Annotated in this window: 13 protein-coding genes; 10 read left to right on the top strand and 3 right to left on the bottom strand. The window is 59.5% G+C overall.

Annotated features, from left to right (window positions below):
* Window position 1: 1 nt before the first annotated feature.
* Genes recF through dnaA form a run of 3 tightly spaced genes read right to left on the bottom strand, consistent with a single transcriptional unit; the run spans window position 2 to window position 3,746 of the window.
* On the bottom strand, window positions 2–1,105 hold the full coding sequence (recF, locus tag FFS13_RS02585; protein ID WP_137817564.1) for a DNA replication/repair protein RecF: 1,104 nt from the start codon (window positions 1,103–1,105) through the stop codon (window positions 2–4).
* A 23-nt stretch (window positions 1,106–1,128) separates the two neighbouring features.
* Entirely contained in the window at window positions 1,129–2,232 is a 1,104-nt protein-coding gene (gene dnaN, locus FFS13_RS02580; protein WP_137817563.1) for a DNA polymerase III subunit beta, read from the bottom strand.
* Between the two features lie 38 nt (window positions 2,233–2,270).
* Window positions 2,271–3,746 (bottom strand): chromosomal replication initiator protein DnaA, encoded by a 1,476-nt coding sequence (dnaA, locus tag FFS13_RS02575; RefSeq protein ID WP_137817562.1) that lies wholly within the window; start codon window positions 3,744–3,746, stop codon window positions 2,271–2,273.
* Window positions 3,747–4,274: 528 nt separating this feature from the next.
* Here dnaA and rpmH point away from each other — a divergent pair.
* The 10 genes from rpmH (at window position 4,275) to FFS13_RS02525 (ending at window position 13,636) form a co-directional block, all read left to right on the top strand.
* On the top strand, window positions 4,275–4,409 hold the full coding sequence (rpmH, locus tag FFS13_RS02570) for a 50S ribosomal protein L34 (RefSeq protein ID WP_002551315.1): 135 nt from the start codon (window positions 4,275–4,277) through the stop codon (window positions 4,407–4,409).
* A gap of 16 nt (window positions 4,410–4,425) precedes the next feature.
* Entirely contained in the window at window positions 4,426–4,827 is a 402-nt protein-coding gene (rnpA, locus tag FFS13_RS02565; protein WP_218568589.1) for a ribonuclease P protein component, read from the top strand.
* A complete protein-coding gene (gene yidD / locus FFS13_RS02560) occupies window positions 4,820–5,065 on the top strand; it encodes a membrane protein insertion efficiency factor YidD (protein ID WP_137817560.1) in 246 nt (81 codons plus the stop codon). Before rnpA ends, yidD begins: the two co-directional genes overlap by 8 nt.
* A 2-nt stretch (window positions 5,066–5,067) precedes the next feature.
* Window positions 5,068–6,810 (top strand): membrane protein insertase YidC, encoded by a 1,743-nt coding sequence (gene yidC, locus FFS13_RS02555; protein ID WP_137817559.1) that lies wholly within the window; start codon window positions 5,068–5,070, stop codon window positions 6,808–6,810.
* A 93-nt stretch (window positions 6,811–6,903) separates the two neighbouring features.
* Window positions 6,904–8,271, top strand: a complete 1,368-nt coding sequence (gene mnmE / locus FFS13_RS02550; protein WP_137817558.1) for a tRNA uridine-5-carboxymethylaminomethyl(34) synthesis GTPase MnmE — start codon at window positions 6,904–6,906, stop codon at window positions 8,269–8,271.
* Window positions 8,272–8,831: 560 nt separating this feature from the next.
* Window positions 8,832–10,724 (top strand): tRNA uridine-5-carboxymethylaminomethyl(34) synthesis enzyme MnmG, encoded by a 1,893-nt coding sequence (mnmG, locus tag FFS13_RS02545; protein ID WP_137817557.1) that lies wholly within the window; start codon window positions 8,832–8,834, stop codon window positions 10,722–10,724.
* On the top strand, window positions 10,724–11,404 hold the full coding sequence (rsmG, locus tag FFS13_RS02540; RefSeq protein ID WP_137817556.1) for a 16S rRNA (guanine(527)-N(7))-methyltransferase RsmG: 681 nt from the start codon (window positions 10,724–10,726) through the stop codon (window positions 11,402–11,404). Before mnmG ends, rsmG begins: the two co-directional genes overlap by 1 nt.
* The gene (locus FFS13_RS02535) at window positions 11,397–12,185 is read left to right on the top strand and encodes a ParA family protein (protein ID WP_137817555.1); all 789 of its coding nucleotides are present in this window, start codon (window positions 11,397–11,399) and stop codon (window positions 12,183–12,185) included. The genes rsmG and FFS13_RS02535 overlap by 8 nt, the downstream gene beginning before the upstream one ends.
* A gap of 9 nt (window positions 12,186–12,194) precedes the next feature.
* On the top strand, window positions 12,195–13,067 hold the full coding sequence (locus tag FFS13_RS02530) for a ParB/RepB/Spo0J family partition protein (RefSeq protein ID WP_137817554.1): 873 nt from the start codon (window positions 12,195–12,197) through the stop codon (window positions 13,065–13,067).
* Window positions 13,068–13,228: 161 nt separating this feature from the next.
* Complete coding sequence (locus FFS13_RS02525; protein ID WP_137817553.1) at window positions 13,229–13,636, top strand: F0F1 ATP synthase subunit I; 408 nt, start codon at window positions 13,229–13,231, stop codon at window positions 13,634–13,636.
* The last annotated feature ends 2 nt before the right edge of the window (window positions 13,637–13,638 follow it).

The following is a 13,638-nucleotide window of genomic DNA, read 5'->3' as shown; positions in this document are numbered from 1 at the left end:
TTCACTCCCGGTGGTCGTGGGTCTGGGTGATACGGCCATGTTCCACGTGGAACATGGCTACCGGCGTATCCGTGTGCCAGCAGTCCCGCAACAATTCATGGTCTACACAGGTGATAAACACCTGGCAGTTCAAATCTTCTAACAATCGACACAGGGCCTTGCGATGCTGCTCATCCAGTTCTGACGGCAAGTCATCCACCAGATAAATGCACTGCCCGCGACGGGCCTGACTGACCAAATGCCCCTGGGCAATGCGCAAGGCGCAGACCACCAACTTCTGCTGGCCGCGGGAGAGTATCTCCGCCGCATTGTGCGCACCGAACCTAAGCCTGAGGTCGGCCCGCTGGGGGCCCGCTTGAGTGTGTCCAAGCTGCTGGTCGCGGAGAAGGGAAGTGGCCAGCACTTCATTCAACTCACGCTCTTTATCCCAGCCGCGATAATAACTAAGCGACAACCCCTCGAGCTCAACCAGCTCGGCGAGGATGCGTTCAAACACCGGTTTCAGGGCCTGAATATAGGCGCGCCGATAACCGTCAATTTCATCGCTAGCCAGGCACAGTTCACGGTCCCAGGCCGCTTGCGAAGCGGGGTCAAGTGTACCATGCCGCAGCCATGAGTTTCGCTGCCGCAGGGCCTTCTGCAGGCGCTGCCAGGCCGGTAGAAAGCGAGGTTCCACGTGGAACACCCCCCAATCGAGAAACTGCCGCCTAATCTTCGGCGCGCCTTCGAGCAAGCGAAGGCTATCCGGGTTAATCAGTTGCAGCGGCAGTGTCTCGGCCAATTGCGCCGCACTGCGCGCATTCTGGCCATCGATGCGAATCTGAAACTCGCCCTGACGATCACGGGATATCCCCAAGCTGCTGTGGCCACCTTCAGCCAATTCAACCTGACCGAATACCGTACAGGCCAATTGCTCGTACTGAATGACCGGGAGTAGCCGGGCACTGCGGAAGGAACGGGCGAGGCCGAGCAAGTGGATGGCTTCCAGCACGCTGGTCTTGCCGCTGCCGTTAGCACCGTGAAGGATGTTGATGCGGGGGGAGGGGGAGAGGGTCACCGGGTGTAAATTGCGCACCGCGGTGACCGTGACGCGACTGAGGGACATCTAGGCGTTTTTCAACGTCAGCGTCAGAGACGCATCGGCATTACGACGTAAGCGGAATCGTCGTTGTCGGATTCCTGTACCAGCGCACTGCTGTTGGAGTCGGACAGAATCAGGCGAACCTGCTCCGTCGTCATCACCCCCAGCACGTCGAGCAGATAGCTGACGTTGAAGCCGATTTCCAGATTGCCGCCGTTGTAGTCGACCGCCACCTCTTCTTCGGCTTCTTCCTGCTCGGGGTTGTTCGCCTGAATCTTCAGTTGTCCGGCCGCCAGTTGCAGACGGATACCGCGGTACTTCTCGTTGGAGAGGATCGCCGTACGGCTGAAGGCTTCACGCAGCGCCTGACGATCGCCCAACACCAACTTGTCGCCACCCTTGGGTAGCACGCGCTCGTAATCCGGAAACTTGCCGTCGACCAGTTTCGAGGTGAAGGTGAACTCACCGGTAGTCGCGCGGATATGGTGTTGGCCGAGAACGATGCTGACGCTGCCATCCTGCTCGGTGAGCAGACGCGCCAGTTCCAGAATACCTTTGCGCGGGACTATCACCTGATGCCGATCGGCTTGTTCGATACCGGCTTCCATCGAGCACATGGCCAGACGGTGACCATCGGTAGCGACCGCGCGCAACACACCGGTCTGCACTTCCAGCAGCATGCCGTTCAGGTAATAGCGCACATCCTGCTGCGCCATGGCAAAGCTGGTGCGCTCGATCAGGCGGCGCAACTTGCTTTGCACCAGGTTGAAGGTGAACGAGCCAGGACCTTCCTCAACCGTTGGGAAGTCATTCGCCGGCAGAGTCGACAAGGTGAAACGGCTACGGCCGGCCTTGACCACCAGCTTCTGCTCATCCACACGGATATCGATCAGCGCGTCATTCGGCAAGCTTTTGCAGATATCCATCAGCTTGCGCGCCGGCACTGTGATCTCGCCCGGTTCCGCCGGTTCTTCGAGCGTTACGCGGCCAACCAGTTCGACTTCCAGGTCGGTGCCGGTGAGCGACAGCTGCTGGCCTTCAACCACCAGCAACACATTGGACAGCACCGGCAGAGTCTGACGGCGTTCGACCACGCCGGCGACCAGTTGCAGCGGTTTCAACAGGGCTTCGCGTTGAATAGTGAAATGCATGGTCTCGTCCCTTGCCTCGTGGGCTGCGTCGTGTGGAATCAGGTGGTCAGCGTGCGCAGCAGGTTCTTGTAGTCCTCGCGGATGTCCGCGTCGGATTCCCTAAGTTCAGCAATCTTACGGCAAGCGTGCAATACCGTGGTGTGATCACGACCGCCGAAGGCGTCACCAATTTCCGGCAAGCTATGGTTGGTCAGTTCTTTCGACAAGGCCATGGCGACCTGACGCGGACGCGCGACAGAACGCGAACGGCGCTTGGAAAGCAGATCGGAAATTTTGATCTTGTAGTATTCGGCGACCGTGCGCTGAATATTGTCGACGCTGACCAACTTGTCTTGCAGCGCCAACAGATCCTTCAGCGATTCACGGATCAGCTCGATGGTGATATCGCGGCCCATAAAGTGCGAGTGGGCAATCACCCGCTTCAGCGCACCTTCCAGCTCACGTACGTTGGAGCGAATGCGCTGAGCAATAAAGAAGGCCGCATCATGGGGTAGATCGACCTTCGCCTGGTCGGCCTTCTTCATCAAGATGGCCACCCGCGTTTCCAGTTCCGGCGGCTCCACGGCCACCGTCAGGCCCCAGCCGAAACGCGACTTGAGGCGCTCTTCCAGCCCTTCGATTTCCTTCGGGTAGCGGTCGCTGGTGAGGATCACCTGCTGGCCGCCTTCCAGAAGCGCGTTAAAAGTGTGGAAGAATTCTTCCTGGGAACGCTCTTTCTTAGCGAAGAATTGAATATCGTCGATTAGCAGGGCATCCACCGAACGGTAGAAACGCTTGAACTCGTTGATCGCGTTCAACTGCAGCGCCTTGACCATGTCTGCAACGAAGCGCTCCGAATGCAGGTAGACCACCTTGGCATTCGGGTTCTTCTTTAATAGGTGATTACCCACCGCATGCATCAGGTGGGTCTTACCCAGACCGACGCCGCCATACAGGAACAGCGGGTTGTAGCCGTGCTTTGGGTTGTCCGCCACCTGCCAGGCCGCTGCACGGGCCAGCTGGTTGGATTTACCCTCGACGAAGTTTTCGAAGGTAAAGGTACGATTCAGATAGCTGGTGTGCTTCAGCGCACCTTCTACTTGAACCGAACGCTCGGTGCGTACCGGCGCAGTCTGAGTGCTGGCTCCGGCCATCGGATCGAAGCTGGAGCGCGAAGGCTCATTCGCAACAGCAGTAGCCGTAGTCGGCTCATCGCTACGGGCAACATTGCTTGCCGGTGCAACAGCGGCAGCTAGCGGCGCAGCAGGAGCAACGCGAGCAGCGGCACTGCGCTTACTCCCTATTAATAAGGAAAGCGCCGGAGCCATGCCCTCGCTGCGCTCCTCCAGCAACTCCAACAAGCGGCCCAGGTATTTTTCGTTGACCCAATCGAGGACGAAGCGATTCGGCGCATAAATGCGCAACTCGTCGCTATCCGCTTCGACCTGCAACGGGCGGATCCAGGTGTTGAATTGCTGGGCAGGCAGCTCGTCGCGTAACAGCTCCACGCACTGCTGCCAAAGTTCCACGGACACGGATATCCCCTAAGGTCGAAAAGGCCGCGAGGCCAAAAACAGCCGCCATTGTAGCGACCGGAGAGGGAGTTATCCACACGAAGCGTGCGTTCTCAGCAAGTAAAATCAAAGCTTTACTCGGGTTTCATGGGTTCTGCTCGTCCTGCATGAATCTCTGTGGATAACCCCTCGCGAGCTGCCTGGATAACCACCAGCGAAAACGGGTTGATAACCGCTCTGTGCATAACTACCGACTCTATCCCCAGCTTATCCGCCGGCATCGCACACCTGGAGCACGGTTTCTCGACAGCCTTTCGAAACGCTGAAAACCGCACAGCATAAGGGCTTCACAAGGTTATCCACAGAAAATCGCTTCCCTAAGAGTTATTAACATCACTAAAAGATTTAAATATCTTCTTTCTTAATATTCTTTATCTGCACAGGAAAAGCTGGTTGGAAATTGACCTGACCGTCTGCTTTCTCTAGAATTGCCGGTCTCTTAAAACGGGGGCCATTCCGGCCCGTAGTCGACCATCCAGGTAACGCACCATGAAACGCACTTTCCAACCCAGCACTATCAAGCGCGCTCGCACCCACGGCTTCCGTGCCCGCATGGCCACCAAGAACGGTCGTGCAGTTCTGTCGCGTCGTCGCGCCAAAGGCCGTAAGCGTCTGGCAGTCTGATAATTCGGCACCGGCGGTGAGTCAAGACTTCAGTCGGGAAAAGCGCCTGCTGACCCCTCGACAATTCAAGGCTGTCTTCGACTCCCCCAGCGGTAAGGTTCCGGGTAAAAACGTCCTGCTGCTCGCGCGCAACAACGATCTTGATCATCCCCGCCTGGGTTTGGTCATCGGTAAGAAGAGCGTCAAGCTCTCGGTTGAGCGCAATCGCCTGAAGCGTGTGATTCGCGATTCATTTCGCCTGAACCAAGAGTCCTTGGTCGGTTGGGATATCGTGATAGTCGCGCGTAAAGGCCTAGGTGATCTAGAAAACCCCGAACTCGTTCAACAGTTCGGCAAGCTCTGGAAACGCTTGGCACGCAGTCGGCCACGCCCGGAAGTCCTCACCGAAACGGGGGTAACCGACAGTCCCCATGCGTAAACTGGCACTCGCCTCGATCCAGGTTTACCGCTATGCCATCAGTCCGCTGATGGCCAGTCACTGTCGCTTTTACCCCAGTTGTTCCTGCTACGCGTATGAAGCCATCGAACATCATGGCCTCATACGCGGTGGCTGGCTGACCCTGCGTCGGCTTGGTCGCTGTCACCCGTGGAATCCCGGTGGTTACGATCCGGTTCCAGTCGCCCCCACTTCCCGACCCCCTTCGATGGCCGAGTAATCATGGATATTAAACGCTCGATCCTGATCGCCGCCCTGGCAATCGTGTCCTATGTCATGGTTCTCAAGTGGAACGAGGACTACGGTCAAGCCGCACTGCCAACTCCAAGTGCAACCGCCGGCAACGTCGCCGCCACATTGCCGGATAGCCCCGTTGCGAATAGCGCCAGTGACGATGTGCCGACGGCGAATGCTGCGCACAGCGAACCGGGCGCAATTGCGACTGCCGCGACCAGCGATAAGCTGATTCGGGTCAAGACCGATGTTCTTGAGCTGGCCATCGACCCACGTGGCGGCGACATAGTGCAGTTGACTCTGCCGCAATACCCACGCCGGCAAGATCATCCCGATGTGCCCTTCCAGCTGTTCGATAACGGTGGCGAACGTCTGTATCAGGCGCAAAGCGGCCTGACCGGCGCCAACGGCCCGGATGCCAGCAGCAGCGGTCGGCCGCTTTACAGCAGTGCGCAGAGTTCTTACGCGCTGGCCGAGGGTCAAAACCAATTGACCGTCGACCTGAATTACCGTGCCGACGGTGTTAACTACATCAAACGCTTCAGCTTCAAGCGTGGTTTGAATCCGCAGTGTTCCGCCAAGGAACAGCAACAGAAAAAAACCGGCTGTGTCGATCCTTCGTCCTATCAGGTCGATGTTCGTTACCTGATCGATAACCAAAGCACCCAAGCCTGGACCGGTAACCTGTTCGCTCAGCTCAAGCGTGATTCCAGCGACGATCCGTCCTCGACCACCGCCACCGGCACCGCTACCTATCTCGGTGCCGCACTCTGGACCAAGGAAGAGCCGTACAAGAAAGTGTCGATGAAAGACATCGACAAACAGCCGCTGAAAGAGACGGTCGAAGGCGGTTGGGTCGCCTGGTTGCAGCATTACTTCGTGACTGCCTGGGTTCCGGCCAAGGACAGTGCCAACCTGGTGCAGACTCGCAAAGACAGCCAGGGCAACTACATCATCGGTTTCACCGGCCCAAGCTTGACTGTCGCGGCGGGCGCCAAGGCGGAAACCGCGGCGACCCTCTACGCCGGTCCGAAAAGCCAGGAATACCTCAAACAGTTGTCCCCGGGTCTTGAGCTGACCGTCGACTACGGCATTCTCTGGTTTATCGCCCAACCCATCTTCTGGCTGCTGCAACATATCCACAGCCTGCTGGGTAACTGGGGCTGGTCGATTATCGCGCTGACCATCCTGATCAAACTGGCCTTCTTCCCGCTGTCGGCGGCCAGCTACAAGTCCATGGCCCGCATGCGTGCCGTCGCGCCAAAACTGGCCGCTCTGAAAGAGCAGCATGGCGATGACCGGCAGAAGATGTCGCAAGCGATGATGGAGCTGTACAAGAAAGAGAAGATCAATCCGCTCGGTGGCTGTCTGCCGATTCTGGTGCAGATGCCCGTGTTCCTCTCGCTTTACTGGGTGTTGCTGGAAAGCGTGGAAATGCGCCAGGCGCCGTGGATGTTCTGGATTACCGACCTGGCGATCAAGGACCCGTTCTTTATCCTGCCGATCATCATGGGCGCCACCATGTTTATCCAGCAGCAACTGAACCCGACCCCGCCGGATCCGATGCAGGCCAAGGTGATGAAGCTGATGCCGATCATCTTCACCTTCTTCTTCCTCTGGTTCCCCGCCGGTCTGGTGCTGTACTGGGTGGTCAACAACTGCTTGTCGATCGCCCAGCAGTGGTACATTACCCGCAAGATCGAAGCCGCGGCGAAGAAGGCCGAAGCCTGATTCGAGCTTGCTAAGATGATGACAAGCGCCCCCCCCTGAGTAATCAGAGGCGGGGCGTTTTGCTATCTGCCCTTTGGTCATGAGAGCACCGCCATGAGCACCCTTCGTGAAACTATCGCCGCCATCGCCACCGCTCAGGGCCGTGCTGGCGTGGGCATAGTGCGTGTCTCCGGACCGCTGGCCGCGAGTATTGCCAAAGCGGTGAGCCAGCGGGAACTGAACCCGCGCTACGCCCACTACGGACCATTCCATGATGGCCAAGACCAGGTGCTCGATGAAGGCTTGGCCCTGTATTTCCCCGGGCCGAACTCCTTCACCGGCGAAGATGTGCTCGAACTGCAAGGTCATGGCGGTCCGGTGGTCCTCGACTTGCTGCTGCGCCGTTGCCTGGAATTGGGCGCCCGCCTGGCCCGACCGGGGGAATTCAGCGAACGGGCCTTTCTCAATGACAAACTCGACCTGGCCCAGGCTGAAGCGATTGCCGACCTGATCGAAGCCAGTTCCGAACAAGCGGCACGCAATGCCTTGCGCTCGCTGCAGGGGGAGTTTTCCCGACGCGTGCATGAGTTGACCGAGCGGCTGATTGCCCTGCGCATCTATGTCGAAGCCGCCATCGACTTCCCCGAGGAAGAAATCGATTTTCTCGCCGACGGCCATGTTTTGGGTCTGCTCGACGAGGTGCGCACTGAACTGGCGGGGGTGGTGCGCGAAGCCGGTCAAGGCGCGCTGCTACGCGATGGCATGACAGTGGTGATCGCCGGCCGGCCGAATGCGGGTAAATCCAGCTTGCTGAATGCCCTGGCCGGGCGGGAAGCGGCCATAGTCACCGAGATCGCCGGCACCACGCGGGATGTCTTGCGCGAACATATCCACATCGATGGCATGCCGCTGCATGTGGTGGACACCGCCGGCTTGCGCGCCACCGTTGATCAGGTGGAAAAGATCGGCGTGGAACGGGCGCTCAAGGCTATCGGCGAAGCCGACCGGGTGCTGCTGGTGGTCGATGCCACAGCCCCCGAGGCCGCCGATCCCTTTGCCCTGTGGCCGGAGTTTCTCGCGCAACGGCCGGATCCGGCCAAGGTCACGCTGATTCGCAACAAGGCGGACCTGACGACGGAAACCATAGCCCTCGAAGTCAGTGCCGATGGCCACGTCAGCATCAACCTCTCGGCCAAATCCACGGCCGGGCTGGAGCTGTTGCGCGAACACCTGAAGACCTGCATGGGCTACGAACAGACCTCCGAAAGCAGCTTCAGCGCGCGCAGACGCCACCTCGAAGCCTTGGGCCTGGCCAGCGCCTCCCTCGAGCACGGGCGTGCCCAGCTGACCCAGGCCGGTGCCGGTGAGCTCCTGGCGGAAGACTTACGCCAGGCGCAACAGGCACTGGGGGAAATTACCGGGGCTTTCAGCTCCGACGACCTGCTCGGGCGGATCTTCTCCAGCTTCTGTATCGGTAAATAAGCCAGCCATAACGGTTGGGAAACAGCCCAACCGTCTCCTCGCTAAGCCGTAAACATTCCTGCTTTTCCCAACCCTCTTTCGACAACCGTGGAAGCTTCAATGCTTCCACGTCTGCGTGTGGGCGACTTTTGCCTGGACAAACAGACGGATAAGCCTTGTGGAAAAACCGGCCTAAGCCCGGTCCATAACCCGGTGATAAAACGGGGGATAAAGTGCCCTGTGGATAACCGGTATTTTCATCCACAGCTTACATACGGCTATCCAACAGGCAGAAATCAGGATCAACACAGCCTTTTGAAACGCTGGAGGCCTTGCTGCTATTGATCTGCAGCGATCTATCCACAGAAAAGTGGCGCATAAGTAATAAACATAAAAACAAAGCTTTATAAAAATTCATTCTTTTAATCTTTATTAACCGGCGTGCTTTTCGAGCCAAGGCCGAGCTGGCTATTTTTTGTGCAGAAGGCTTCTTTCACCACGGCTTAATCCCTATACTTGTCGGCTTTCCGCTTTTCCCAAGTTAAAAGCCTCCCCAATTCTCAACAGGCACGAGGTGCGTGGTGGATTTCCCTTCCCGTTTTGATGTGATCGTCATCGGCGGCGGCCATGCCGGTACCGAGGCCGCGCTGGCGGCTGCACGTATGGGTGTGAAAACCCTGTTGCTGACCCATAACGTGGAAACCCTCGGGCAGATGAGCTGCAACCCAGCCATCGGCGGCATAGGTAAAAGCCACCTGGTCAAGGAAATCGACGCCCTCGGCGGCGCCATGGCAGAAGCGACCGACAGAGGTGGCATCCAGTTTCGCGTGCTGAACAGCCGCAAAGGCCCCGCCGTACGCGCCACTCGCGCCCAGGCCGACCGTGTTCTGTACAAGGCCGCGATCCGCCACAGCCTGGAAAACCAGCCGAATCTGTGGATATTCCAGCAAGCCTGCGACGACCTGATCGTCGAGCAGGATCAGGTGCGTGGCGTAGTGACGCAGATGGGGCTGCGCTTCTTCGCCGAATCCGTGGTGCTGACCACCGGCACCTTCCTCGGCGGACTTATCCACATAGGGTTGCAGAACCACTCCGGTGGTCGTGCCGGTGACCCGCCGTCGATTGCCTTGGCGCAACGCCTGCGTGAACACCCGTTACGCGTCGGTCGGTTGAAAACCGGCACACCACCACGTATCGATGGCCGCTCGGTGGATTTCTCGGTGATGACCGAGCAGCCCGGCGACACGCCGATTCCGGTGATGTCCTTCCTCGGTTCGAAAGAGCAGCATCCGCAGCAAGTCAGCTGCTGGATTACCCACACCAATGCGCGCACCCACGAAATCATCGCCGCCAACCTCAATCGCTCGCCGATGTATTCCGGGGTGATCGAAGGGATTGGTCCGCGCTACTGCCCGTCGATCGAAGACAAGATCCATCGCTTCGCCGACAAGGACAGTCACCAGGTGTTTATCGAGCCCGAAGGCCTGACCACCCACGAGCTGTACCCGAACGGTATCTCCACCTCGCTGCCCTTCGATGTGCAGCTGGAACTGGTGCGCTCGATCCGCGGCCTGGAAAACGCCCACATAGTGCGGCCGGGCTATGCCATCGAGTACGACTACTTCGATCCGCGCGACCTGAAATACAGCCTGGAAACCAAGGTGATCGGCGGGCTGTTCTTCGCCGGCCAGATCAACGGCACCACCGGTTACGAAGAAGCCGGCGCCCAAGGTCTGCTCGCCGGGGCTAACGCCGCGTTGCGCGCCCAGGGCAAAGACAGCTGGTGTCCACGTCGCGACGAGGCCTACCTCGGCGTGCTGGTCGACGACCTGATCACCCTGGGCACGCAAGAACCCTACCGGATGTTCACCTCGCGGGCCGAGTACCGGCTGATCCTCCGTGAGGACAACGCCGACCTGCGCCTGACCGAAAAAGGCCGCGAGCTCGGCCTGGTCGATGACCGGCGGTGGGCGGCGTTCTGCGCCAAGCGCGAAGGCATCGAACTGGAAGAGCAACGGCTGAAAAGCACCTGGGTGCGCCCGGGCACAGCCCAGGGCGATGCGCTCGCCGAGCGTTTCGGCACGCCGCTGACCCACGAATACAACCTGCTCAACCTGCTGACTCGCCCGGAAATCGATTACGCCGGGCTGATCGAAGTCACGGGCGCGGGTAGCAGCGATCCGCAAGTCGCGGAACAGGTCGAGATCAAGACCAAGTACGCCGGTTACATCGACCGCCAACAGGACGAGATCGCCCGTCTGCGCGCCAGTGAAGAGATCAAGCTGCCCGAGGATATCGACTACACGGGTATTTCCGGCCTGTCGAAAGAGATCCAGCACAAGCTCGGCCAGTCTCGCCCGGAAACCCTCGGCCAGGCCTCACGGATTCCCGGGGTCACCCCGGCGGCGATTTCCCTGCTGATGATTCACCTGAAAAAACGCGGCGCCGGGCGTCAGTTGGAGCAAAGCGCCTGATGTCCCTGGTTACCGCGTTACACGCAACTGAACTGACCCGTGGTGCCGAGCTGTTGGGCGTCAGCCTGAGTGAAAGCCAGCACAGCCAGTTGCTGGCTTACCTGGCCCTGCTGATCAAGTGGAACAAGGCCTATAACCTCACCGCCGTGCGCGATCCCGACGAAATGGTCTCGCGACACCTGCTCGACAGCCTCAGCGTGGTGCCCTTCGTGCGCGAGGCTGGGGATAACTGGCTCGACGTCGGCAGCGGCGGCGGTATGCCGGGTATTCCACTGGCGATTCTGTTCCCCGAGCGCCACTTCACGCTGCTGGATTCCAACGGCAAGAAGACTCGTTTCCTCACTCAGGTGAAGCTGGAACTGAAACTGGCCAATCTGGAAGTTATCCACAGCCGGGTGGAAGGCTTCAGGCCTGCGCAGCCGTTCGCCGGTATCTGTTCGCGGGCGTTCAGCGCGCTGGAAGACTTTGCCAACTGGACTCGTCACCTGGGCGATCTGAATACGCGGTGGTTGGCGATGAAAGGCGTGCATCCGGACGACGAGCTGCAGGCGTTGCCGGCGGACTTCCGGCTGACCGCTACCCATGTGCTCAAGGTTCCCGGTTGCCAAGGCCAACGCCATCTGCTGATACTGCGCCGCACCCTAGGGCCTCAAACCGGGACAGACGCTGACCATGGCTAAAGTATTCGCCATCGCCAACCAGAAAGGTGGTGTCGCCAAGACCACCACCTGCATCAACCTCGCGGCTTCCCTGGTTGCCACCAAGCGCCGGGTGCTGTTGATCGACCTCGATCCGCAGGGCAACGCGACCACGGGGAGCGGCGTCGACAAGCTGGCGCTCGAGCATTCGATCTACGACGTGTTGATCGGCGAGTGCAGCCTGGGCGAGGCCATGCAGTTCTCCGAGCACGGCGGCTATCAGCTGCTGCCGGCCAACCGCGACCTGACCGCCGCCGAAGTGGCCCTGCTGGACATGCCGGCCAAGGAAAGCCGCCTGCGCCAGGCCTTGGCGCCGATTCGCGAAAACTACGACTACATCCTCATCGACTGCCCGCCGTCACTGTCGATGCTGACGGTCAATGCGCTGGTTGCCGCCGATGGGGTGATCATTCCGATGCAGTGCGAGTATTACGCACTGGAAGGGCTCACCGACTTGGTCAACTCGATCCAGCGGATTGGCAAGCTGCTCAATCCGGCGCTGAAGATCGAAGGCCTGCTGCGCACCATGTACGACCCCCGCATCAGCCTGACCAACGATGTTTCCGCCCAACTGAAAGAACACTTCGGCGACAAGCTCTACGACACCGTGATCCCGCGCAACGTGCGGTTGGCCGAGGCCCCAAGCTTCGGCATGCCGGCGCTGGTCTACGACAAGCAATCCCGTGGTGCCCTCGCCTACCTGGCCTTGGCCGGTGAATTGTCGCGGCGTCAGCGCAGCGTCATCCGAACCGCAAAAGCATAAGGAACTCGCATGGCGATCAAAAAACGAGGTCTCGGGCGCGGGCTGGACGCCCTGCTGGGCGGCAGCAGCGTCAATGCTTTGCAGGAAGAAGCCGTGCAAGCCGATACCCGCGAGCTGCAATACATACCGCTGGACCTGATCCAGCGCGGTAAATACCAGCCGCGTCGCGACATGGACGCCACCGCACTGGACGAACTGGCGCAATCGATCAGGGCCCAAGGCGTGATGCAGCCCATCGTGGTGCGCCCGATCGGTGCCGGTCGGTTCGAGATCATCGCCGGTGAACGCCGTTGGCGCGCCAGCCAGCAAGCTGGCTTGGACAAGATTCCGGCGATGGTTCGCGAAGTGCCCGATGAGGCGGCCATCGCCATGGCCTTGATCGAGAACATCCAGCGCGAAGACCTCAACCCGATCGAAGAAGCGGTCGCCTTGCAGCGCTTGCAGCAGGAGTTCCAGCTGACCCAGCAGCAAGTCGCCGAAGCGGTCGGCAAATCGCGCGTCACCATCACCAACCTGCTGCGCCTGATTGCCCTGCCGGAAGAGATCAAGATCCTCCTGTCCCATGGTGACCTGGAGATGGGGCATGCCCGCGCCTTGCTCGGTTTACCGGCAGAACAGCAGGTCGAAGGGGCGCGACATGTTGTCGCACGTGGTCTGACCGTGCGCCAAACCGAAGCGCTGGTACGCCACTGGCTGAACAGCAAAGAAAAGCCGCTTGAACCGCCCAAGGTCGACCCGGACATCAGCCGCCTGGAGCAGCGCCTGGCTGAGCGCCTGGGCTCTCCGGTGCAGATCAAGCACGGGCAAAAGGGTAAGGGGCAATTGGTCATCCGCTATAGCTCGCTGGATGAGTTGCAAGGTGTCCTGGCCCACATTCGCTAAAACAATTGCACATGTAGCGAGTAGTCGGAAATCACTACCGGGCAGTTGAATAGGGGTGGAACGCCCCCTATACTCTGCGCGCATTTTGTCGGCACAAACTATGCCAAGTCGTTGATTTGAATTGACTGACGCCAGAGGCCGAAAAGCCGGAGAAAAGCTTGATGGATGTCCGCACGCCCAACCGCCTGCCCTTCCATCGTTTACCGGTGTTTCCCGTCCTGCTCGCCCAGTTCGTCGTGCTGTTACTCGCAGCGGTCGTTTTGTGGCGGTGGCGCGGAGCGGTAAGTGGCTACTCTGGGCTGTGTGGCGGGCTGATTGCCTGGCTGCCGAATGTGTATTTTGCCCACAAGGCGTTCCGCTTCACGGGAGCGCGGGCCGCCCAAGCCATAGTCCGGTCTTTTTATGCCGGTGAAGCGGGCAAGCTGATTTTGACGGCAGTGCTGTTTGCGCTGACGTTTGCAGGTGTGAAGCCATTGGAAGCGCTGGCAGTATTCGGCGTATTCCTGCTGACCCAACTGGTCAATTGGTTCGCGCCCCTGCTGATGAGAACAAGACTTTCGAGACCTTAGGG

Source organism: Pseudomonas sp. 2FG (assembly GCF_005502935.1).
Classification (GTDB): Bacteria; Pseudomonadota; Gammaproteobacteria; order Pseudomonadales; family Pseudomonadaceae; genus Aquipseudomonas.
Note: the sequence above shows the minus strand (reverse complement) of the source record. Positions and strands in the feature narration are given on the sequence as shown.